At 33.6% G+C, this 23,327-nt stretch carries 17 protein-coding genes and 1 pseudogene; all 18 read right to left on the reverse strand.

Translation table 11 applies throughout. The features are described from left to right. Positions 1–8: 8 nt before the first annotated feature. The 18 genes and pseudogenes from CWO92_RS22900 to glmM all read right to left on the reverse strand — a co-directional run bounded on the left by CWO92_RS22900 (position 9) and on the right by glmM (position 23,295). Positions 9–422 carry a hypothetical protein gene (locus tag CWO92_RS22900; protein ID WP_101356527.1) on the reverse strand — a complete coding sequence of 138 codons (414 nt, stop codon included), beginning with the start codon at positions 420–422 and terminating at the stop codon, positions 9–11. An 87-nt stretch (positions 423–509) separates the two neighbouring features. Further along, positions 510–1,697, reverse strand: coding sequence for a Ger(x)C family spore germination protein (locus CWO92_RS22905; RefSeq protein ID WP_055737869.1), 1,188 nt, complete (start codon positions 1,695–1,697; stop codon positions 510–512). Then, complete coding sequence (locus tag CWO92_RS22910) at positions 1,675–3,201, reverse strand: spore germination protein (RefSeq protein ID WP_101356528.1); 1,527 nt, start codon at positions 3,199–3,201, stop codon at positions 1,675–1,677. The genes CWO92_RS22905 and CWO92_RS22910 overlap by 23 nt, the downstream gene beginning before the upstream one ends. Beyond that, positions 3,198–4,346 (reverse strand): endospore germination permease, encoded by a 1,149-nt coding sequence (locus CWO92_RS22915; RefSeq protein ID WP_367593497.1) that lies wholly within the window; start codon positions 4,344–4,346, stop codon positions 3,198–3,200. The genes CWO92_RS22910 and CWO92_RS22915 overlap by 4 nt, the downstream gene beginning before the upstream one ends. A gap of 213 nt (positions 4,347–4,559) precedes the next feature. Then, positions 4,560–5,144 (reverse strand): hypothetical protein, encoded by a 585-nt coding sequence (locus CWO92_RS22920; RefSeq protein WP_055737866.1) that lies wholly within the window; start codon positions 5,142–5,144, stop codon positions 4,560–4,562. A 390-nt stretch (positions 5,145–5,534) separates the two neighbouring features. Further along, a complete protein-coding gene (locus CWO92_RS22925; RefSeq protein WP_061184583.1) occupies positions 5,535–5,780 on the reverse strand; it encodes a hypothetical protein in 246 nt (81 codons plus the stop codon). Further along, positions 5,777–6,505, reverse strand: coding sequence for a hypothetical protein (locus CWO92_RS22930; protein WP_101356529.1), 729 nt, complete (start codon positions 6,503–6,505; stop codon positions 5,777–5,779). The genes CWO92_RS22925 and CWO92_RS22930 overlap by 4 nt, the downstream gene beginning before the upstream one ends. Positions 6,506–6,731: 226 nt before the next feature. Further along, positions 6,732–9,074 (reverse strand): S8 family peptidase, encoded by a 2,343-nt coding sequence (locus tag CWO92_RS22935; protein ID WP_101356530.1) that lies wholly within the window; start codon positions 9,072–9,074, stop codon positions 6,732–6,734. Continuing rightward, positions 9,075–10,214: an AAA family ATPase gene (locus CWO92_RS22940; RefSeq protein WP_055737862.1), complete on the reverse strand. Its 1,140-nt coding sequence runs from the start codon at positions 10,212–10,214 to the stop codon at positions 9,075–9,077. 588 nt (positions 10,215–10,802) lie between these two features. Beyond that, positions 10,803–12,335 carry a Tn7-like element transposition protein TnsE gene (locus CWO92_RS22945; RefSeq protein WP_101356531.1) on the reverse strand — a complete coding sequence of 511 codons (1,533 nt, stop codon included), beginning with the start codon at positions 12,333–12,335 and terminating at the stop codon, positions 10,803–10,805. Then, the gene (locus CWO92_RS26400; protein ID WP_367593498.1) at positions 12,328–13,434 is read right to left on the reverse strand and encodes a TnsD family Tn7-like transposition protein; all 1,107 of its coding nucleotides are present in this window, start codon (positions 13,432–13,434) and stop codon (positions 12,328–12,330) included. The genes CWO92_RS22945 and CWO92_RS26400 overlap by 8 nt, the downstream gene beginning before the upstream one ends. Further along, on the reverse strand, positions 13,410–14,183 hold the full coding sequence (locus tag CWO92_RS26405) for a TniQ family protein (RefSeq protein ID WP_268877618.1): 774 nt from the start codon (positions 14,181–14,183) through the stop codon (positions 13,410–13,412). Before CWO92_RS26405 ends, CWO92_RS26400 begins: the two co-directional genes overlap by 25 nt. 132 nt (positions 14,184–14,315) lie before the next feature. Then, a complete protein-coding gene (locus CWO92_RS22955; RefSeq protein ID WP_437177574.1) occupies positions 14,316–15,959 on the reverse strand; it encodes an ATP-binding protein in 1,644 nt (547 codons plus the stop codon). Beyond that, the gene (locus CWO92_RS22960) at positions 15,934–18,090 is read right to left on the reverse strand and encodes a TnsB C-terminal domain-containing protein (protein ID WP_101356532.1); all 2,157 of its coding nucleotides are present in this window, start codon (positions 18,088–18,090) and stop codon (positions 15,934–15,936) included. Before CWO92_RS22960 ends, CWO92_RS22955 begins: the two co-directional genes overlap by 26 nt. Continuing rightward, on the reverse strand, positions 18,087–18,839 hold the full coding sequence (locus tag CWO92_RS22965; RefSeq protein ID WP_235851660.1) for a TnsA endonuclease N-terminal domain-containing protein: 753 nt from the start codon (positions 18,837–18,839) through the stop codon (positions 18,087–18,089). Before CWO92_RS22965 ends, CWO92_RS22960 begins: the two co-directional genes overlap by 4 nt. Positions 18,840–19,364: 525 nt before the next feature. After that, positions 19,365–19,505, reverse strand: a pseudogene (locus tag CWO92_RS22980) (heteromeric transposase endonuclease subunit TnsA); the annotation flags it as partial. Between the two features lie 151 nt (positions 19,506–19,656). Continuing rightward, positions 19,657–21,459, reverse strand: a complete 1,803-nt coding sequence (gene glmS / locus CWO92_RS22985) for a glutamine--fructose-6-phosphate transaminase (isomerizing) (protein ID WP_101356536.1) — start codon at positions 21,457–21,459, stop codon at positions 19,657–19,659. A gap of 480 nt (positions 21,460–21,939) precedes the next feature. Next, positions 21,940–23,295: a phosphoglucosamine mutase gene (glmM, locus tag CWO92_RS22990; RefSeq protein ID WP_101356537.1), complete on the reverse strand. Its 1,356-nt coding sequence runs from the start codon at positions 23,293–23,295 to the stop codon at positions 21,940–21,942. Between the last annotated feature and the right edge of the window lie 32 nt (positions 23,296–23,327).

Here is a 23,327-nt window from a genome sequence, read left to right on the forward strand (position 1 = left end):
AAAGTTGTCTAGTTTAGTGTTGACATACCAGCCCTTTTTGCTTCAGCGTAGGCGTTTAATTTCCTGAATTCAGATTGATGGTCTTCTAATCCTCTTAGAACATCTATTTCAAGAGATATCCTTGGAGTTACACCCTTATTATTAATATCCAAGTTAGCCTCGAATTCTTTCATTGACTTCGCTAGAATATCCCATTCAGATTCTGAATAATGTTTTGTAGCAATGTATGCTTTCTCTATCACACTTCCCACAGTAATATTTAAAGTTAAATTCAAACTAATACCTTCTAATTCTCTATAAAAATCTTGAAGTAGTTTTTCTTCCAACCTATCTATTAAACCTTGTCTAATTTCTTCATTTAATTTTGCTTGTTCATTCTCCCAACAAAAAATAATGGAGAACCCAAATAAAGCAACATCCACGCCTAAGCATTTTACCTCTTGAAATTTATATGGACCCTCTATAATGGTTTAAAACATGATGTTAAACATCGACTTAAAGCCATCCAATTATGGATGGCTCGGATATTTTCTCTTAATTAAGGTGGGCTTGTTCCTTTGTTTTCCAGCATCTATTATTTTTAAATTAATGTCAATATTATTAATTGAGTGATTATTCAACGGTATTTTTCCATCATGTTGTATTCTTTTCCAAGTGGAATAATTCTTTATGTAAAGTACGTTTGAAAGACGATATATATCAGAATCCAGTTTCAGACCTTCTAAATAAGTATCCATTATTTCTTTTTTAATTTTCCTTTTAGCCTCAGAACTTATTTCCTCTAATGAATTAGTTCGTCTTACTTTATTTATATGTACTTTAGCTTTAATTTTAACATCAAATTTAACCTCATTATGTTTTATGACCGGAGTTACCTTTACATGTAAGTTCCTTAATAAAAGACCCATACCTTCCTTGCCTTTTATAGTTATTTCTGATCTTTGAAAATCCTTATTCATCCATCTATATCCTTTAGCTTTACTGTTACTAAGATACCCTTTCAAATTGTCATTAGTGATAATACCTAATCCGTTTAATATTGCTGCATCCATGTGTTTAGAATCAGCTTCCCATGATTGGTGATTTCCTGAAATAATTGGTAATACTATTTCATTTGGTGGACGGTTATTTAAAATAATTAATCTTCTTAAATCAATAGGTCGGATATAGGAAAATTGTTTAAAACTAGGTTCTGGATCACTAAGGCGTGAAAGATCTGTAGACATTCCAATATTCGGCATGGCATGAAGTATATTAGGAATGGAATCTTCCGTTAGATATATCCATATTTGATAATAAGTTTCAACATACCGATCTAATATATCTGTAATGGCTTGTAAGCCTCCTTGTTTCAAAACATTTTCTGTGAAAACAATGTATGCAATATGCCCCCAGAAAAGTCTTCTTTGAGTTGTCTGATAGATATTAAAGATGGCTTCTTCCACGGTATTTCCTGATGCATGACCAAGTTCTGCTGTAACTTGGTTATTGCTACCTCCTGCCTCGCTTTTTGCAAGTAGTCCTAAATTAATGATTTGTAAATATGCTATATATTTACCGTCTTTATAGTCAAGACCTATAGAATGTATGTAAACCATTCTTTCCGTTTGTTTCACATCCCAGCATCCAGAAAGAAATACTGTAGTTAAAATGCTCAATAAAAGAAAAAATTGATTAGCTTTTCTTTTTATTTTCATTTTCTTCACCTGTTCTAGTAATGTCATTTAATTCGAGCGCTTTTGGCCTTTTTGTGTATTTTGTGCTAGGAATTTTAATAATTGTTTTAATAAAATCAGATATATTTAGTAGGCTAATTCCCTCCAAATAAGAAACACCAAATGTATTTATTCTGCCGATATATGCACAAATAACAAATATTGCTGTAAACATGCCAAAAAAACCGAATAAAGAAGAGAATAAAATAATAAAAAGACGTGTAAGAGAGAGTGTTCCAATTAAAGATTGGTCATTTAGATTAAACGTGGATAATGTGGAAAGAGCTATTACAACGACGGTAACCGGACTAGCCAATCCAGCACTTATTGCAGCATCTCCAATTATTAATCCACCAACTACACTAAGAATTTGACCAATGGACATAGGTAATCGTAATCCCGCCTCTTTAAAAAGTTCAAATAAAAGTAACATAAGAATAACTTCAATGGATAATGGTAATGGAACTCCTTTTCTTGATTCGACAACGGTTGCTAATAATGAGAGTGGGAGTTGATCTTGATGAAATGAGGTTAAAGAGACCCATATGCCTGGTAGTATAGCTGACAAGAAAAGTCCAGATATTCTTATCAATCGTTGAAATGAACTGAAGATGTATGATACTTCTTTATCTTCACTTCCTTTAAGTAGCAAAAAAAAGTTAATAGGAGTAATTAAGGCAATAGTGACACCATCAATTAGGATAACAAACCTTCCATTTAATAATGTTTGCACAGCGAAATCTGGCTTACCAGTATACTGGTGTCTTGGAAATACTGCATAAGGAGTGTTATTGAACGTTTCTTCTAATTGTTGGGTAGTTACAAGTCCGTCGATATCAATGGTAGAAAGTCTATTTTTTATTTCTTTAAGTACATTCATATTTGCGATATCATCCATATAAAGAATAGCAACTTTCGTTTGGGAACGTTTACCTATCGTTGTTTGTTCAAATGCAAGTGAAGATGTGCGTAATCTTTTCCTGATTAAAGAAATGTTAACATTGATATCCTCAATAAAGTTATCTCTAGGACCTTTTACAGTTGCTTCAGTGGCAGTCTCTTCAGGCTTTCTTTGAGGACGTTCTGATATATCAATCGTAAAAAGTTTTCCATTGATTCCAAAATCGATTAATAATTTTCCGGCGAATATATCCGTTATTGCAACCTCTAAATTATCAATTACATCCAAGGTTGGGATATGTAGATAGTTGCGTATCTGTTCCTCAGTGATTTCGCCTTTATGTACGAAAAAAAAATGATCGATTGACTGAGGAACAGTATTGTATAATATTTCAGTATTGACTAATCCCGAACAATATATATATGTAATTTGATGATGTATATAAGTAGTTGAGGAAAATTGTATATCCGGACATTTTTTTAGAACATTTCTTAATACTCGTTCACTAATTACGGTGCTCTTTTTATTATTATCATTACTTATTGATAAATTTTTTTGTAGGGATTTTTTTTTGAAAAACTTCATACATTTATTCTCCTTTTATGTAGTACTAAAATAAATAAGGATAATAGAAGTAAAAAACTGATTAAAAAGTAAGTCGTAAAAGGTAGTAGGATATTCCATAAAACATTCGAATAATGAATATCACTGATGGGATAAACGGCATATCCAATTACGATAAATAAAATTACAAATAGACACCATTTTGAATATAAATTAATTTCTAATAAAACTTCTTTTATCGTATAAAAGAATAAGGAAATGCGAATAAATGCACCTGCTAACCATTGATACAAAGCTAAAAAACTCACATGTTCAATAAAATCCCCTATAGAAACTAATCCCCATTCTTCAAATGCTGGGAAACGTTGATAGGATGCTTCAACCTCATCAAATTCCGTTATTGCTCCTATTAATGGTCCTAATGTAAGCCCCATTAATATGAAAGACGTTATAAAGAGATGTCGAAATTTAACTGGAGTATTAATTCTCTTTTTTAAAAATAAAAAAAGCATAAGTTCAGTCATTCCGGAATAGGGAAAAATAATACTTTTTAATATGGGGCTATATCCATTTTCAAAAATAGGAAGTAATAGTGAATAATCTTTGTGTTCCATATTTGTAAAAGCAACGAAAAACCCAAGACAGACAACGAAAATGAGTAATAAGATATTAATGATACTTATCGTTCCTAGTTTTGATCCTCCAAAATATAGGCAAACAATACTGAAAATACATGCTACTATCCATTTTGGGGTTTCAGGAAGATATCCAACATTAATTAACGCAATAGTTTCTCTTAATGTGATAGCACTTAAATTTATTAAAAAGAGAATAAAGATTATTCCTAAAATAATAATAATTTTTTTGTTTACTTTAAATCGTAGCCACTCAAAAATTCCCTCATTATTAATTGACTTTTGGAAAACTAAAAGAAGTATAATCCAGACTATGGATAATAAAAATGATAGAATTACACTGATCCATGAATCTTTACCTGCATGTTGCACAAGTGGAGATATTACAAATACATGATTGTTTAGACCTATCACTGTTATTAGAATAAGCATCATTTGCTTATTTGTAATGGAATCAAGTGTATTAATACTAGCACTTCCTTTTTTTTGAATATTATTTTTAAAAAAGGAGAAATTTATTCGTTTTTTTATATAAAATCATAGGTAGACTCAGGAAAATACATAAACTTAATTCTTTGGAACATTTCAATATTAATTTTAATAGGCATAATTTTTCACAATATTTTTGAGAACCACAGCTTTTTTCATTGTTCCATTAAATCAAATGTTAGTTATCTTATTTATTTTGCGTGGTAGAATAAAAAAATAAAGCCCAGTATTCCAAGCTTTATCTATCTTAAATACTTATGAAGTTAGGTAGCATTTTTTACATAATGTTTTCCATCTATTTTCAGCATTTAACCATCTTTTTTTATGACATGAGGGACAAGGAATTCTTATCTTATGTAATTCCCATTTCAACTTTTCCCCGTTAAAAACGTACTTTTCATTTTCGTTTGAAGGATTAGGGATTTTTTTTACTCCTGCATCAATAATGCATTTCTGACAATAAAGTTTATTATCAAATTTAATTAGTTTTACAAACTTAATTCCTTTCAGTTCCCCGTCTATCACACCACAAGAACTACAAACAAGTCCATTTAATTTGTTCTGATAAAGTTTAATATTAATTTTACATATGTATTCATTATAACCATCATAGTAACGAACATCTGGAATAATCTTTGAACAACAATAGCAGTTTAATTCCTTTGTTCCAGATGGATAGGTAAATTCATAACCCGAACTGCCTTTCTTATCCGACTTAAGTTCAGCACTACCCAAAACATTTAAGACATTGTTAAATCCACAATGAGGGCATATTATACTGAATTGGTCTGTTCTACAATCCTTACAATCACATGGTCTACCCCAATCACAATTTGGCATAAAGCACGAACTCCCTCCCTAAAATATTCTTTCTTTTAAGATAACATGTTAATAGATTCGGAAAAACATCTTTTTTCACATGGAATAAGGTGAAAATTACCGATATCCTCTCAATATAATTGTTCAGGAAATCACAGCTTTATGTACTATTAAAGAATTGTTGTTGGTTTGATTTAAAGTTTGAACAAAAATATGCTTTGAATGTTGATTTTATAAGAAAAACCCCCTCCGTTTTGAAAAAAGATTACTCAAAACGAATGAGGTTAATTTTAGCTAAATTTATTTTTAATAAAAAGTTTGATTACTTAGGAGACTTTCCTCCATTAAGACTAGATAAAACTTGTTTCAAACATTTTTTGAAACAAGTACATGGAAGGATAACTCATTTAATTACCTGTTTTCAAGTTGTCTATCCCAAGGCAGAATCTCATTAGATTCTCTTAGTACCTTATCTAGAGTAAATATATTTTTTGCAATCTCATTACTTACACTTTTTACTATAGGTGGATTACTCCTTACCACTATTGAGCATTTTAAAGATGATGCGGATAACGTATTTAGATTTTTCCTTCCACTTACTGCTGGGGAACGTTTAATAATAACGGAAGAATCATGTTCATAATTCTCTTTTCTCATAATTTCCCTCCTATCAGCAATTTTAAGTACTCGTAGAAATATTCATCTTCTTCTTTAATTATAGCATATTCGATTAAGTCAATGTGTGCCTTTACTTGATCATTATTCCACCGTTCAACTAAAGGAAAATGGAGACAAAGTACACATTCACCTATGGGTTCAGTTATATACAAAGTTTGTTTTTCTTCCCTATAAAAAATAATTTTCTCTTGTTGGTTAAATGCATCCACTACATAGACATTTGAATTAGTTAAATCAAAAGTATCAGGTGCAGTAACATTTCCAGTTGCCCCTAATAAAATTAATTTTTGGGGTGTGTTCTCATTATAATGATAAAGTGATGCAGCCTTACAACCTCTTATTATGTTTACTCTAGTCGGATTAAAGTCTGGAGCTACAATGATTTCTTTGTCCTTCTGTAAAAAATTAATTGCCTGTTCTAAAAAGTTTGACCAATTTCCAATTTCATTATTCATTATTAAGTTTTTTTCTGAAAGTAAGGTAAGTGTATAGTTAGCATAGTTCATTAAGTTAGCAGTTTGATTCTTAAGTTCATTTAACTTCGTTCTTTCAGGGATTAGATTTACAACTGACCTTAACGAAGTACTTAATAATGCAGATATATTCTTTGCTTGTTCCTGAGAACGTGCAATATCAAATTCGTATAACCAATAGCCATTGTTGTAAGGTATCACTCTCCCATGATCCAAAGTCTCCATCTTCAAATATAGGAACCTCATGTCCGCTTTTCTCTAAATGATCTTTTACAATCTTTCTAGTATCTTTTAAAGCATCTTCATAAGCAGAACTAATGAAAATTCTAGTTCTATTAATCAGTTTAAACGACTCCTTCAATATCATTTGGTTAACAAAACAAATAATAAAGCTACGTACAATTGTAATTGCAAGTAGCTCTATAACTTTTTAAATTTATTTTCAAGTCACTTAGGACTAACGTACACTGATCTTAACCGGTGCGTTTTTAAGTCTAAGGTCTGTTGTTGCAAATGATTCGTTTAGTTTTTGAGCAACTTCATTATATACTGGTAATTCTCTTTTAGGATCTTTAATAGTTAATGCTATTACAAATGGTACTCTTTCCTTTTCGTCTAGGTTTCTCCAAGTAGGTAATACTTCTAAAATCATATCATCTGTACCTTGCCTACCTACAGGACTCTTAAATTCGACTTGCTTAATATTGGACCACTTTGATTCACTAGTTATTCTATCTCTTTCCCATTTTGCATCAAATGAAGCATCATCAGTTTTGCTTCCTTCTGTAATTTTTTTATAAGAATCGCTAATTTTTGTTCGAATACGAACATCAAGGTTGCACCTACAATATTCACTTCCATATCTTGCATTTAATGGAGTTTCATACCCCAAAGTTACAAGAATATTTCCTTTAATTTTTTGGTTTTCCTCATCAAAAAAAGATTCCGGAAAAGGGAACTCCTCAATTTTTATCCAATTGGTACCTCTTGAAGAATCAATTTCTCCTTCGAATAATAAAGTAATTTCATGCTCATCCCCATTTAAAATATCTGATATTCTTCGGGGCAAACCATATCCATATTCATAATGAGCTGATATTTCTTTTATTCTATCTTTACCTACTGGGTTTTTAGCACCATGTATTAACAATGTTTTCGCCATTAACGGATACATGTTCTGAGGATAAAGACTAAAATATTCAGCTATAATTGCTGATACCAATGGGGTAGAAAAGCTAGTCCCGAAATCTCCAATCCTTTTACCATTAGAATCTAATGAATATATAGGGTGGTTAGACGGATTACCACTAAAGTGTACTACATCAGGCTTTATCGAAAGGCCAATACCAGGGCCGACTCTTGAATAAGGAACTATCATATTCTCTTCTACAACATCACCTATACTGCTATTTAAAGCAATTGAGCCCACAGTAACTGATCTAACCGAATCAGCAGGCAATGTAATTCTATTAATACGACTATTTGTGGTATTTCCAGCAGCGACAACAAAAATCACATTATATCTTTTTTGTAGTTCATCAATCGATGCAGTGAATTCTGATACAAACCCTGTACATTGTCTCTTACTAGACAGAGATAAATTCCAAACTTTATACGTATCCGAGTATTCCTCTAAAGCCTGTTCAAGTGATGATAATAAATCATCTTCTCTTACTTTCTCTTTTTCTGGATCAGGAAGTACTATAACATCAAGTATCTTAACTCCAGAATCTACAACATTAGTTAAATTTTCATTTAATATGTGTCCGTAATTTATTATTCCTGCAACAAAATCACCATGATAATTATTTTGATTTGTTTCAATCACATAGTTATCAACATCTTCTACCCAAGGTTTTAGGTGGTGATTGTCAGAGGAAACACCAGAATCTACAATTGCAACTTTTGGGTATTCATTACCTGGCAACGAATTTATAATATCAATAATTTCATCTTCTACTAAAGTTTCCTGCGAGCCCGATTCAAAATAAACAAAACTAGAAACAGACTCTACTCCAGGAAAGTGGGAAGCTATTTGGATTATTTCATCAGACAGATAAGGAATCGCATAAACTTCTACAGAGTTAACAAAGTCCATTTTCCTAATTTTACTTCTATTTATCCCATAATCTTTTAATTGCTTTAAAAATGCAGTTAAAACTATTTGATTTATTTCCGAATCACCATAATTAAAAAACCTGACCTTAAACTCTTTGTCCTCTTTAATGTTAATCATTTCATCTTCGTTTAAATTTTCAACGACTAATTCATTATTATAAAGTTTTATATTATTTATACACGTGAGCTGATGAATAACTTCATACCATTTTTCTTTACTCTTAGTAACTGCCTCACGCTCATCTCTATAAAACAACCATTCTCTACGGTTATTTGGAACCACTTCAATGACATCATATATTAGTTCTATTAATGTTTCTAAAGAAGACTTAGATGCGCCAACGACAAGAACTCCGATATCCTGTACAGCAATAACTTCACTATTAATTTGATTTAATATAGATGTTGGCCTATGATTCTTTGCGATTTTATTATTTTGAAGTTCAAATAATATTGGAAAAGGATACTCCGATTTATTTCTAATAAAATCTGCATATCTTTCTAATTCAACATCTAAAATACTTTCTATTTGGGCTATTAATTTTTTAAAGTGTTTTCTTATAGTTGGACCTTCATCATAATACCAAGTCTTTGGACCTGGTGAAATTTTCATATGATTACCTCTTTGTCTGTCATTAGCTCTTAATCCTATCTGTTTTGCCGGAAAATCTGGATTAGCCAATTACTCCAACTCCCCTTGGATTTTTTTAAAATCACTTCTTATTGTATTGTGATGGCAATTTAATATTTGTCCTAACATTCTTAGACTAAAAGAAGGATTAATCTTTAATAAAAACTTTAATTTTTCTCTACGTACAGCGTCTGGGTCACCATCCAAATTAACATCTGTAGCGATATAATTGAAATATCCCTCAATAAAGTCTAAAAATTCAGTTTCTCTATTTTTTAATACTGCTGTTCGAACAGATTTTTTTAATATTTGCTCTATATCAGCTACAGATAAACTTTCAAATAAATCAACCAATACATCTAAGAAGTTCCTTTTATAGGTATTATAACCTATATCAGAGAGTATTTGGATAATTATTTCTCTTCTTAATTGTCTCTCAGGATAACTAATATTTAATCTAGTGCCGAATCGTCTCCAAATAGCTTTATCTAGTAAATTCTCATGATTCGTTGCACCAATTAAAACACTTCTATCATTTAAAAAATCAATATTCTGCAACAAGGAATTTACTACCCTTTTCAATTCACCTTGTTCATTTACATCGTCTCTTAGTTTTGCTATTGCATCAAATTCATCCAAAAATAGAATACACGGGTTTTTTTTTGCATATTCAAATAACATTCTTATATTCTTTGAAGTGCTTCCTAAATATGATGAGATTAAAGTATCTAATCTTGCAATTACAATTGGTAAGTTGAGCCTTTTTGCAATAAAAAATGCTAATTCTGTTTTCCCACACCCTGGGGGGCCATATAATAACAAAGTAGAAGGGATATTTAACCCATATGATGCAAGACGATCAGATTCTTTATAAGAATCAATAAACTCATCTATTTGTTGTCTTAAAGATTCATTGTAGAACAGTGTTTTTTCTTCTATTTGAATCGGCATTAAGACTGTTGCTACTTCAAGTTTAGATTCACTATCAAATGGGACTTGCCTAGAATAGTTTATTGTATTTTCATCAAAACTACCTGATTTCATTAGTATTTTTTCTATTCTTTGTGATTTTTTTTCTTCACCATCATCTTTTAACTTTTTTGCTAATAAAGTAGCATAATCATTTACTTTCTGGGAATCTTTTTTTATTCCTCCTTCAATTATTTTTAATAACTCAGTATAATATTTCACGGTACATCCTCCTTACTAACATTATCCAAAAACCCTAAAAAACTATCCATATTTGTAATATTTTTATCCATTTACTTATATATACTATCCAAATCAGTGGAATTATTCAATGTTTTTTATATTTCAGCAGGGTAAGAAATAAAACAAAGAGATAGCATCCTCTATCTCTTTTACTTTAAGTTCTCTAGGAAGAAAGGTCGCAATGAATTAAGCAACCGACTAGAAGAAAAAAACAAATACCGATACATAATTAAAAACTATATCTCGAATCCACTTTAAGAGAACGGTGTAAAACTAATGATTTTTGAGAAGTTTATACAAAAAGACAACTTCCCCTATGGAATTAAATAGGAAGTTGTCTTTTTAGTATTTCTACTTCAAGTCGATACGGTAAATCCACCCACACAAAGGACGTTATTAGCTAAAAAAATATTTCATTAATTCTATCTCAGTGATTCCAATATATTCCATTATAAAGATAAGTTATTCTTAAAGCTCTTAATTCTATCTTTCTTTAAGAAAGTCAGCAAAGATAATTAATGCTACCTCATATCCCAATACGTCCCAATTCTTCCTTGGATAATATTTCTATAGTAACTTGCTTAATAGGATTTCTGCCTTATGATGAATACTATTTTTACTGTGCTTTGCCTTAATTATATTAACTCCTTCATTTTGGCTGTCTCTTAACGATTTACTTGTCCAGGTACCACTATTATTAACCAAATTTACAAGCAAACGATTATACATAGGTTTCCATTCGTGAATAAAGGTAGCAGATAAAATTAACATCGACAATGATCGATTCTCTCGCTCCACTTCTAAAATATTAAACAACTTTCCATTAACCATATATACTTCGGCAGTCACATATCTTCGTTTGGTTATACCATCACTTAATTTAGTAAACCTACGCTCTCCTGATCCATCTGGTAAAACATCCATAAACGCTCGAATTGCCTTAATTTGTGGATATTGTTCTAGAATCTTTAAAACATTAATAAAATCCTGTAGTTCACCTTGAGCTTGTATTTCGTGCAACATTTGATGCTCTAGCCCTCTTGCCAGTTTTTGACCTCCAGTGTCTGCTGTAGACCGAATTGAATTATTTTCTCCAAAGTATTTCTTTGTATTTTCATCCTCTCTTGTTCGCTGCTTTGAAGAACTACTTTTTATACGTTTAATTTTAGGTACCGATGTATATTCATGTTTCAACTGATTCATTTGTAAAAGATCAAAATCTTCTGTAGAACCACCGGCTTGTTCATCTAATGTAAGACCATCTTCATCGTTCTTTTTATTTAGTAAACGATATGTGAATTTCTTTGCCTCATTAGATTTCTCTCGATCCAGTATTTCTGGATGCGAAATCGAAATATGTTCATACGGAATATATTTATTTTTCACATTAACAACTTGTAATACTGTACATGTGTTATTCTTTTCTTTTACACGAGCTATTATGGTGATCGGTTGTGTAAAATCCCATTCAAATTTCAAAGTCTTTTCTTGCAACCAAGTAAAGGCGATATTTTCATATACTTGTCGTATATCACTGTTCGTTAGCAGCCACGCAAGTTGATAGATAAACGTTGTCTTTGTATATTTCAACTCATATTGTGATGAAAAACTAAGATGAATTTTATTAGGTTCGTATGTTTCCGTGAAATATTGAGGAAATGAATTCGATTCAAACAAGCGATATAAAAGAAAGACATTCGGGGCTAAGATACTACGTAACACTTCAATAACAGGTAAAATAATATTCTTGCCATCATATGAGAATACGAAACTACGGGAGGTTGCAGAATCATCGCTACCTCGAATGTTCCATGGCCTTTCATAATACTTTACTCCGTTAGGATAAATGGTTATATCTACTTCTCGAGCTCCTTGAGGGGGATGACTTGTTGTTATGGTTCCATCTGAATAAAAGTGTTGAATTGCTAAGCAGGGTAAAGTTCCCCAGTCCATCAGAATTTTCTCTGTTCGCCCATGCACACGAAAATAAGCATGTATCATTATTTTATTTTCTTGTCGGAAGGGCTCACCAATCCAGATTAATTCGGCTTTTTCCCCCTTTACAAATGGCCAAACAATTTTAACCTGTTGTTTACTCATAATCATCCACTTCCTGTTTTGTTCGTATATACACTTCTAAATGAGATTTTATTTCGTTAAAATGATGTGACTTCACAGCACCAATTCGTTGTACTTTCCATAGCAATACTGGTTCTTTTTTTAGTAACATACTGTCAATTATTTTACAGCAACGTCGAATCTGAAATTGTAGTGTAGATTCCGTAATTTTATTTAGATATTTTTCAGTTTGTTGCAACTTATCAAGATGTTTCACCAAATTTGATAAGATTCCTAGACGTTTCCCAATTATCGAAATTGTGATACGTATGGGCTTATCTATTTCAATTAATTCTTTGTAAAGCTGTTTCACTTTAGAAAGATACTCCCGATCACGTATGCCCCAATCGACAATTGATTTTGGCTTCTCCTTCGCCTGAACTATAGGTAACTGATCAAACAACCATTCATAATCGTGGCGATACAGGTACATATATTCTTTTGAGAAGCACTTACGTATTTGTGTTCTTGAAAAACCTGGATAAAGCTGTATCCCTTTTAATAATTGGTTTCGATACATATGTAACTTAGGTGGGAAATCCTTTTCAGATAATTCCTCTATTTTCACAGCTAAGGAAAGTTGCCTTTTAACTGTTTTCGTATCTACACCAAGTATATTCGCTATTAATCTTGTACTGTACATCCCTTTAGCTGTTAGTTCATGTAATTTAGCCTTCCATACATCCCCATAGGCTTTTGTACGTCCAATTCGATATTTATCTTCAGATAATCTATCCGGGCCTTTTCTAGCGTAAATAAAACCACAAGAGCATTCAAACGTACCAATAGGTGCTTTTGATTTAAAATCTCTCGTAACATTTACTTCAGGAATCACACATTCCTTATAATGATTAGCTGCCTTATTTAAACAAGGCCATGGGCCACAACCGAAAGGACCTGTATCAGTTTCAACTTGTAAAAAAGAATCTACATCTTGTTCTAAGAAATAAAGCATAAGCAAATGACGGAAAGGATGTGAATGGCGTTTTAGATTGCGTGTAATGATCCTCAGCCAATTGTACTCATCATCAACATCGATTTCTGATTCATATTTAACTAAAAATCCTTTTGAAACTTTGATTTAAATGCTTTGTATAGCTCATTCTGCCGAACTCGATTAGAAGTTGTTATTAATTTGTGCTCACGTAAAAGAACACGATATTTATGATTAATAGATTCTCTTGAAAATCGATCTATTGGGACTTGCAGCAGTTGATAAGCTTTCTTTGCCAAAGCAATTTGAATAGCTTCGAACTCTTTTGGTTCAACTTCTTGAATCATTGATAAGTTCAGTGACCTTTTATCGAATCGAATAAATTCTATTCGACTCTGCTTTGAAGGATCTACAGGATACTTCTTTAATTTCAATTCATGATGCGCACAGAAATCAATTCCTTGTAGCTGATGCTCACGATGAATATAGGGTTCTCCATACTGATCAATATCATTAGCAGCACATTCTGGACAATAACAAAGCCAGTCTTTTTTACAAATACCTCCTGCGACCATCCCAAGTCTTATATAAAGTCCTTTTCCATCTCCTTGAACATCATGTAGAAGTTCTTTCTGGCGGTTCTTAGAAAGAAAAGGAGCATAGAAAGGATAAATTGTATGCTTGGCTAATAGGCTCTCAACAGAATAGTTAGAGCCAAATTGCTCAACTAGTACAGAAAAATGGCTGCCAATCTCTACACTTGGTATCACAGTACGACTTTGAAATACTTCTTCCAATGTGTCCTTAAAATCGATATTGCCACTATAAAAGTGATAACGAGCAATCGCTGAATACATCAATTCATCAGGATATGGGTTCGTAAAGAACGGTAGCATCCGAAATCCCCCTAGTTTTATTCGACATACTTCTATCATGTCGATCAATCTAGGTTTTTAGACACCTCATAACTTAATTTCTAATTTACTTATAGAATTCTTGTAGTGGACTTTTAATAAATCCTTTTAATTTCAACAATTCATAAGGGTGTTGTTTTTTTCAATTGCTGCTGTTCTTAATGTTAACAATGGCAATAATTCTCCCTTTTGCATCTTTGATTCTTTATTTTTTTTCTTTTGTTGATTTATTGTAATAGCTTGTTGAATTGAATCTGTTTTTAATACATTTAAATCTGTATCAATCGGGTAATTTTCAACAATTTTGATTATAATTCGCTTAATATCACTCAATTCCAGATTATCAAAAATTCCTAGTGAGGCTACCTCCACAGTTAAATTTTCTATCGTATCCTGTCGCTTATATCCCAAAGTATTTTGTCGTTCTTTCATCGCCTTTTTGATTTTACCTTCATACTCTGTGTTTTGCTTATGATTAATCATCAGATCATCTAGATTAATCATAATATCCTCGTACTTATACATCGCTTTTAAATCGTTTTTACGAATTGCATTAAGCATTGGTTGGATAATTTTCATTTCTTCTTTTGCTGTTTTCTTCAGAACACGTGGAGTAATTCTTTCTTCTTCATTTGATTCGTCAAATAAAGCTCGCTCCTGTGCTAAAATAAACAAGTTTACTGCAACCGAAGTTATCCCCTGACATTCCTCATAAAAAGTCTTTTTCACATCTTCAGTAAGTTCTGAGCGTGTTTTAAGACATTGTAATTCCCATAAAGTTTCTAAAAAGAAATCCCATTCCTCACTGTCCTCAGCCATACGATCCCAAATAATCGCACCGTCACTTGCTGCACGACGAGCTTGTCTGAAGTTACCTTTAAATAATTGCTGTGCCTTTGAAGTACCAATTAATACTGTGGGGATACCAACTGTATTTGATAGCGTAACAAAGAAATTCAGCATTTCCTCTTGGTCGTTCTTGGAATGTAAAAGGTGCTGAATTTCATCGATGACTAGTACACCAATACCATACATACTGGCTAATGAAGTCATATGTAAAAGCATTGTTGATGTAATACGATTTAAGTAGCCGTACTTCTCTAGGTAACGAGTTCCTAATAAGTCATCAATCGCTTTGAAAAAGCTTTTACAAAGTGTTGATAAGCTGCCATCATATGGACAATCAATTTTAAGCCAAACAATTTGTGTACGGTTAAAAGGCTGGCCTTTATACGTCTCATGCTTAATAACTTGAGGATACATAAGTAACAATCGTTCAATTGCTGTTGTTTTACCAATACCAGATATACCGATAATTGATAAACTATCTGCTGTAGAACGAATATAATTCAAGCGCTCATCAATATATTTATGAGCTTTTTCCTCATCTTCACGTAATTGGTGTAATACTCGAATACGTTCAAAAAACGTTTTCTCTAAAGGATTTCGAGCTAAGTAACCTCTACGTATTAGCGTAGAAAGTCTCCGTTCTACTTCAAAATGAATTGGTAAAGGCTGAATAAAGTTTTTCACACGTTTTAGCACATGATATCGGATATTCGTTTCACTTTGCTTTTCTTGCTGTGTAATACGTGGGGTCACCATAAATCGCTCTAGTACATTGTCTTCATCGAAAATACATGGAAGAGCTTCGATGAATGGATTGTTACTATACTCAGATAAAGCTTGTTCCCTATATGTTGCTTTCCCAAAATCACCTTTAAGGACAAGATTATTCGTCTTTTCCAAACTTCTCATCTCGCTTCTTCTTTAGTTTTTCCATTAGACGCGAACTGGATTTTTTAGGTATGTCATCTTGCACTTTTTCTTTTGTTACAAAATCAATAATATCTGGTTGATCACTGACTACAGCTAGCGATAAATCAAACTTCTCCTCTACACGATTTAACTGTTTTTCCGTATGTTTGTTATCTCTTATCGAAACAATTTTTTCTTTCTTACTTGTCGGTTGATTGAATGATTGCTTTTTCTTCTTCTCTGCTTTTTTTATTATTTCATTCATCATGGCATCCGTATTAATTGTTAGCTGTACTTGATGAGATCGTTCGATTTCTTCCAATTCACTACGTAGCTGTTGATAAAAAACGATTTCCTCTAAAAAGTCGTTTCGATACTGTTGGCTTGGCTCAAGTAATATACACGCTTCATAATCCATACCATTATCATGAGGAATATATATCTTCTCGACATTACGAGGATCATAAACAATTTCAATACTGCGATTTTTTAACTTCAAGTACCACTGTTCTTCAATTGCTTGTCGTGAACCATATAACAAGTTTTTAAACTTAATACCGGCTCTAGAAATTGTTGCCTTGCCACGTGGTAACACATTTAAGCGTAGAATATTACGATCGATTGTTCTTAATCGCCCTTTACGATTTTGAATGCCCCAGTTCCATAAATTAACTGGTGTTGGTACTAAACCGTCTGTAATCATTTCTTTTTCCATTGGATATTTATCAATGATTTTATGATTATGATGAAGGACTAGCGTAATAATTAATATTGTGAACTCTTTAAGATTTAACGTAGCATCTAAACGATAATCTTGATCTCCACGTTCTCGATATTCCTTTTGAATTGCACCAGGAGCCTTCTGTTTTATCTTGCCGTTAAACGTACGAAATTTGCGCTCAACAATTCCTTTTAAATCTCCTCGGTATGCTGTCGTATTTTCTATTTTTATATTTAAGTTATTGATTAAATTTTCGACAGAATATCCTTCAAACTCTCCACGATCTGCAATAATAATTTCAGGTAAATGTTTTGTTGGCCATTGTTCCTCAGTAATCTCGATTCCATATTTCTTACAAAACTCCACCTTGTCTGCTACCATATTATCTAAAGCCATCATCGCTCCAATCCATGAAGGTCCTTCTAATCCAACATATAGTCCTGTTATTATTCGTGAATACACATCAATGACAGCATAAATAACAGGGCGACCAATGACTTTATTTACATCCAACGAGCTCACTAAATAAATATCTGCAATTGTAGCATCAATTTGAAAGCGAGTACCTGGACCATTCGTTTCCGATTTTGAATCACTTAAAATAGGACGATGCTTCAGTTCATATTCTTTAGCACTTTTACGGAACTGAATATCTTTCTTTGGATCTTCTATTTTCTTAAACCAATAGTAAAACTGATTGTAAGACGGTATTCTGTTTACTTCCCATACTCTATATTTCATTTCACCATTTTCTTTATAACGGTCGGAATAAAAATCACGCAATATGAAATGATAGACATCTTTTAATGAGTAGTTGTTCGTTTTTCGGTAAAATTTATTAATGGCATGCTCAAACTGTAGCTTCACTTCGTCTGTTATATTAATACCAGTTTGATAATCGCCATGAATGTTCACTCTACGTGGACGACCTGTTTTGGCTTCTTTCAAAGACTTTGCTTTACCCTTGCCACCAGAATTTGCATAGTCTGGTAACATGGAATTTTTATTCATACCACGCTGCCAATAACGGCTAAGTAATTTTTTTATTTTCGTTTTTCCAACTCCACTTGTCTTAACGATTTCAGTAATTTTCTTTTCTCTTCCTTTTTTTCGTAGTAACTCACTTATATTAGGGAGGATATATTCTTCTACTGTTCGCCAATCTTCTTCACGTTTACGAATTTGGACTTCTGTGAGCTCATTATCTGGGATAGCTTTTGCATAAGGATCACTTACAACAAGCAGTTCATCTTGATTCATCTCTGTTTGTAAGTTTAAATAAAGTTCCCTTTGGGGCATAGCACTTGTCGTATCAATATTGACTATATATACATAAGATTCTTCTATCTCAATAACACGTAATCTTCTTGAATCAGATACATATTGAAGCACTTGGTTAATCAACATCATCCGTATTTCACCTTCTTCAGATTGCTATCATCAATCGACTTAATGGTGATTGGCTTTTCCAAATTTAAAGGCTCAATCATATCTATGATGATGATTTTTCGAGATAATAAATGATAAAACAACGTTACACCACTACCAAAAGGCAAATGCGTATCTGTATCAAATTCATTTGTGATTTTACGAATGCTTTCTGTAGTTCCTAATAGCCTTTGCATTAAAGAAATAGATAAGTCTTCAATATGCTGTGCACTCATTTCTCGAAATACATCATAATCTCGAATGTCATAGTAATCGTGGATATAACTGATGTTTCTTGCCATTGTTTTAAGTATTTCTTCTTCTGTTACAATGCCCCAATCAATTCCTTTTCGATGCCAATACTCACGTTCAATCTCAAACTTTTCAAGTATACGCTCTTTTAATAATTCATCCTTCATTTTAATTGTATGAGCTACTTCAAATACGCTTTGTCCATTATTAATCGTTAATAAAAAATCCGTTGTCATCACAATCGGTTCTCCCGTTCTAGGATCGGTAGGATGTTTAATACCTAACTCATCTGCAATGACAATTGTTTCTTCAAATGGAAGTAAAGGAAATTGTTCACGAATATCAAGAACCAAATCCGAATATTCGGTAATATAAAAGTAGTTTCGTTCTAAATCTGATAAAAACTCATGCTGCCTTTTTGTCTTAATTGTAGTTGAAAAAGGAAAGGTATTCTCCCCCCTTCTCCAACCCCTTGTCATTCCTGCCTTTCTCCCATTTTCCCATTTTCTGTAGTTAAATGGGTTCTTCCTTAACTCGCTCTTTTTTTCTCCTATTTTTTGTCAGAATCCTGTTTTTTTAGGAAAATAAGTTGTTCCCTAAAAGACAGGGTGAAGGGAGTAAGAATGTGGGGTTTTCTCCTGCTTTTTCTTCCAGCTTTTTCTTCCAGCTTTTCCTCTGCTTTTTTTATTTTTCTCCTGCATTTCCCCTGCCTTTTTTCGCTCTTTTTCTCATGCTTATTTTCTTGAAAGCCTTATTTATCAAGCTATTCCATACTTTTAATCAAACGTTTAATTACCTCTGGCTGACGTACCAACGGTACGTTTCCTTGCTTTTTTCACGCTTTTTTTCAGGCTTTGCTCATACCTTTGCACTTGCTTTTGGACACAAAAAAACGAGGAAAACAGGAGGCAATCCTCCGATTTTCACTCGTTTTAGGGAACGACTTATTTGACTGAGAATACATAATGTTTTGCTACGGAACGATTGAGTTTTCCGATAACATTAATTCCTTTCAAGCGAGTAGATCTACCTAACGAAGATACATCTTGGATCTTTAACCATGGTTTATATTCTGAACCAATTCCTGAGCCACGACCTTCCTTAATCCACTTCTCAATTTTAGATGTTCTTTTTCTTTTAGACATAAAAACACCCCTTTAGACAATCATATCTAAAGGGGGAAAGCTTCGCAACTTTCTTTAAAACATCGTGACTTTCTTCAAAACATCGCATCTTTTTTATAAACATCGCGACTTTATTTCAAATCCACAAAACGTCTATTTCCCTCACCAATCATTACTCCACTGTAACACTCTTCGCCAAGTTACGTGGTTTATCCACGTCACAGTCGCGATGAAGGGCAGCGTAGTATGCGATTAGTTGCAATGGTACTACTGAGATAAGGGGTGTTAATAATTCGTGTACTTCCGGTATGATGAAACGGTCTTCATCTGTTTCAAGGCCTTTCATGGAAATAATACATGGGTTTGCACCGCGTGCTGTTACTTCTTTGACATTACCACGAATGCTCAAGTTAACATTCTTTTGAGTAGCCAAAGCAATAACTGGCGTTCCTTCTTCGATCAATGCAATAGTACCATGTTTTAATTCTCCGCCAGCAAAGCCTTCTGCTTGAATATAGGAAATTTCTTTAAGTTTTAGAGCACCTTCAAGTCCAACATAGTTATCAAGAGAACGTCCGATAAAGAAACAGTTACGAGTTACAGTTAAATATTCGTAAGCAATTTGTTCAATTTCTTCCTTGGAATCACATAATACTTCCATCGCATTTGCAACAATTCCTAATTCGTGAACAAGATCGAAATCTTGAGCGACTCCTTTTGCTTTCGCAGTTACGCTTGCAAGAATAGAAAGCACGGCTATTTGTGCTGTGTACGCTTTAGTAGAAGCAACCGCTATCTCAGGACCTGCATGCAATAGTAAAGTGTAGTCGGCTTCACGGGATAGTGTTGATCCAGGAACGTTTGTAATGGTTAATGCCTTATAGCCCAATTTCTTCACATTTACAAGCACAGAACGGCTGTCTGCTGTTTCCCCGCTTTGAGAGATGAAGATAAATAAAGGCTTTTCACTTAAAAGTGGCATATTATAACTGAACTCACTTGCTACGTGTACTTCTACTGGAATTTTTGCCAGCTTTTCAATTAGCTGCTTTCCAACAAGTCCAGCATGGTAGCTAGTACCACATGCCACGATGTAAACTCGGTCTGCATCCTTCATAGCAGCAGTAATATCAGAATCGATTGTTAGTTGTCCGTTGATATCCTGATACGCTTGGATTATTTTTCTCATCACAAGAGGCTGCTCGTCGATTTCCTTCAACATGTAGTGCGGATAAGTTCCTTTTTCAATGTCGCTGGCATCAATCGCAGCTGTATAGGAATCACGTGTCATTTGATTTCCGTTTAAATCCTCGATCACAATATTATCTTTGGCAACGATAACCATTTCTTTATCCATTAGTTCGATATATTGGTTGGTTACTTGAATCATAGCCATTGCATCACTTGCCACTACGTTAAAACCATCGCCAACTCCAACTAGAAGTGGGCTCTTGTTTTTTGCCACATAAATAGTGCTATCATCTTCCGTATCTAGTAATGCAAGGGCATAAGAACCGATAAGTAGAGTTAGAGTTTTACGGAATGCTTCTTTCGTAGAAAGTCCTTCATTTACAAACTTCTCCACTAGTTGAACAATGATTTCTGTATCCGTCTCACTTCTTAGTTCAACGTCGGATAAATATTCCTGCTGAAGAAGATAGTAGTTTTCAATTACCCCATTATGAACAAGTGTAAAACGACCTGAAGCACTTTGATGTGGGTGAGCGTTTCCTTTGCTCGGAACACCATGAGTTGCCCAGCGTGTGTGTCCTATTCCTGTTGAAGCATGAACTTCCTCCGAAACAATTGCACGAAGATCTGCAATTCTTCCCTTTTCTTTAAAAACATGAACTGTATTCCCGTTCTGCAATGCAATCCCCGCAGAATCATATCCTCTATATTCAAGCTTTTCTAGACCTTTTAATAAAATTTCCTTCGCATCTTGTTGTCCAATATAACCTACAATACCACACATTTGTATCTTCCTCCTATAATATAGGGGCAAGAATACCAGGGGCATTCCTGCCCCTTATCTCTGCTTTTTAGTTGGTAGTTTTCCTGCTCATATAAATCATCTAATTTTCCTCTTACATATCTGCTGTTCAATAGAAATATAGATTCATTATTGAGAAAGGATCTTTTCCACTTTTCTTTTTCCTTTGTGCACCAAGTCACCTCAGTGTTTTAAGAAAAAGACTTCGACTGTGTGTGGCAGCCGGGAGGTATCCGCCGAATACTCGATACTCCTCCACCTCGTCAACTAAACTCCTCCGTTTAGTTCTGGCGCTTTTAAAATAATATTTTGTAACACTGTCCTCCTCTTTCCTTTGATATAAACTCCAATTAAAAAGCACCATTATCTTACCTTAGAATAGTGCTCTTCGTCAATGAAAAATATGTTACAAAATAAAATATGCATACGGGAATCAGTTGGTGACCCGTATGCATATCCATTTTATTTTTCCACTTTTAATCCCATTTCTTTTTCTACAACTGCCGCAATTCTATGCACATATTCAGCACATTTTTCCTCAGTAGGTGCTTCTGCCATTACCCTAACTAACGGCTCTGTTCCAGAAGGACGAACAAGTATACGTCCATTTCCATTCATTTCTGACTCAACTTCTTGGATAATCGCTTTTACATTTTCATTATCAGTTACATGATATTTATCAGATACCATTATATTTTCAAGTTTTTGTGGGTATTTCTTCATTTCCTTTGCAAGCTCAGATAATGGTTTTTTCGTTGCCTTCATAATATTCACTAGCTGAAGACCAGATAAGAGGCCATCCCCAGTGGTATTGTAATCTAGAAAAATAACATGCCCAGACTGTTCCCCACCAAGGTTATAGCCGTTATTCTTCATTTCTTCCACCACATATCTATCCCCGACAGCTGTTTGAATACTCTTAATACCGAGTTCCTCCAGGCCTTTATGGAATCCTAAATTACTCATTACGGTTGATACTACGGTAGAGTGTTTGAGTCGACCTTCACTCTTTAGATATTTTGCACAGATATACATAATCTGGTCGCCATCTACGATTTCTCCGTTTTCATCCACAGCAATCATGCGGTCTCCATCTCCATCAAAAGCGAGTCCTACATCCGCTCCTTTTTCTTTTACAAAAGCGGCTAGACTTTCAGGATGTGTGGAACCGACACCTTCATTAATATTCAAACCATCAGGTGAAGCACCCATAGTTGAAATGTCAGCTTCTAGATCAGCGAACAAGTGAGTTGCTAAAGAGGAAGTTGCACCATTAGCACAATCTAGTGCAATATGAATTCCAGAAAAGTCTTCTTCCACTGTTTGCTTCAGGAATTGTAAATATTTTTGACCACCTTCGAAGTAATCGTTCACCATACCAAGATCTTTTCCCACTGGACGCGGAAGTGTATCTTCTTCTTGGTCCAATAATTCCTCAATTTCAAGCTCCTGTTGGTCTACTAGCTTAAAACCATCGGATCCGAAAAATTTAATTCCATTATCGGCAACCGGATTATGGGATGCGGAAATCATTACTCCAGCTTGTGCCCCCAATGCCTTAGTTAAAAATGCAACCCCAGGAGTTGAAATAACACCCAAGCGCATGACCTCTGCCCCAATAGATAGTAACCCGGCAACTAATGCACCTTCCAGCATATGACCGGAAATACGAGTATCGCGACCAATAATCACCTTAGGACGCTCCGCATTTTTGGTTAAGACATAGCCTCCGTAACGTCCTAGCTTGAATGCTAGTTCAGGTGTTAATTCTGTATTAGCAATTCCTCTTACTCCGTCAGTTCCAAAATATTTACCCATAAGATCTTTCTCTCCTTCTTTAAATCCATTGT

This window comes from Heyndrickxia camelliae, from assembly GCF_002844575.1.
Classification (GTDB): domain Bacteria; phylum Bacillota; class Bacilli; order Bacillales; family Bacillaceae_C; genus Margalitia; species Margalitia camelliae.

What these genes read in the sequence shown, in the direction of transcription:
- CWO92_RS22905 (WP_055737869.1), bottom strand. Translation starts at nt 1,697, where the DNA reads ATGAAAATAAAAAGAAAAGCTAATCAATTTTTTCTTTTATTGAGCATT.
- CWO92_RS22910 (WP_101356528.1), bottom strand. Translation starts at nt 3,201, where the DNA reads ATGAAGTTTTTCAAAAAAAAATCCCTACAAAAAAATTTATCAATAAGT.
- CWO92_RS22920 (WP_055737866.1), bottom strand. Translation starts at nt 5,144, where the DNA reads ATGCCAAATTGTGATTGGGGTAGACCATGTGATTGTAAGGATTGTAGA.
- CWO92_RS22925 (WP_061184583.1), bottom strand. Translation starts at nt 5,780, where the DNA reads ATGAGAAAAGAGAATTATGAACATGATTCTTCCGTTATTATTAAACGT.
- CWO92_RS22945 (WP_101356531.1), bottom strand. Translation starts at nt 12,335, where the DNA reads ATGAGTAAACAACAGGTTAAAATTGTTTGGCCATTTGTAAAGGGGGAA.
- CWO92_RS26405 (WP_268877618.1), bottom strand. Translation starts at nt 14,183, where the DNA reads ATGCTACCGTTCTTTACGAACCCATATCCTGATGAATTGATGTATTCA.
- CWO92_RS22955 (WP_437177574.1), bottom strand. Translation starts at nt 15,959, where the DNA reads ATGAGAAGTTTGGAAAAGACGAATAATCTTGTCCTTAAAGGTGATTTT.
- CWO92_RS22960 (WP_101356532.1), bottom strand. Translation starts at nt 18,090, where the DNA reads ATGATGTTGATTAACCAAGTGCTTCAATATGTATCTGATTCAAGAAGA.
- CWO92_RS22965 (WP_235851660.1), bottom strand. Translation starts at nt 18,839, where the DNA reads ATGACAAGGGGTTGGAGAAGGGGGGAGAATACCTTTCCTTTTTCAACT.
- glmS (WP_101356536.1), bottom strand. Translation starts at nt 21,459, where the DNA reads ATGTGTGGTATTGTAGGTTATATTGGACAACAAGATGCGAAGGAAATT.
- glmM (WP_101356537.1), bottom strand. Translation starts at nt 23,295, where the DNA reads ATGGGTAAATATTTTGGAACTGACGGAGTAAGAGGAATTGCTAATACA.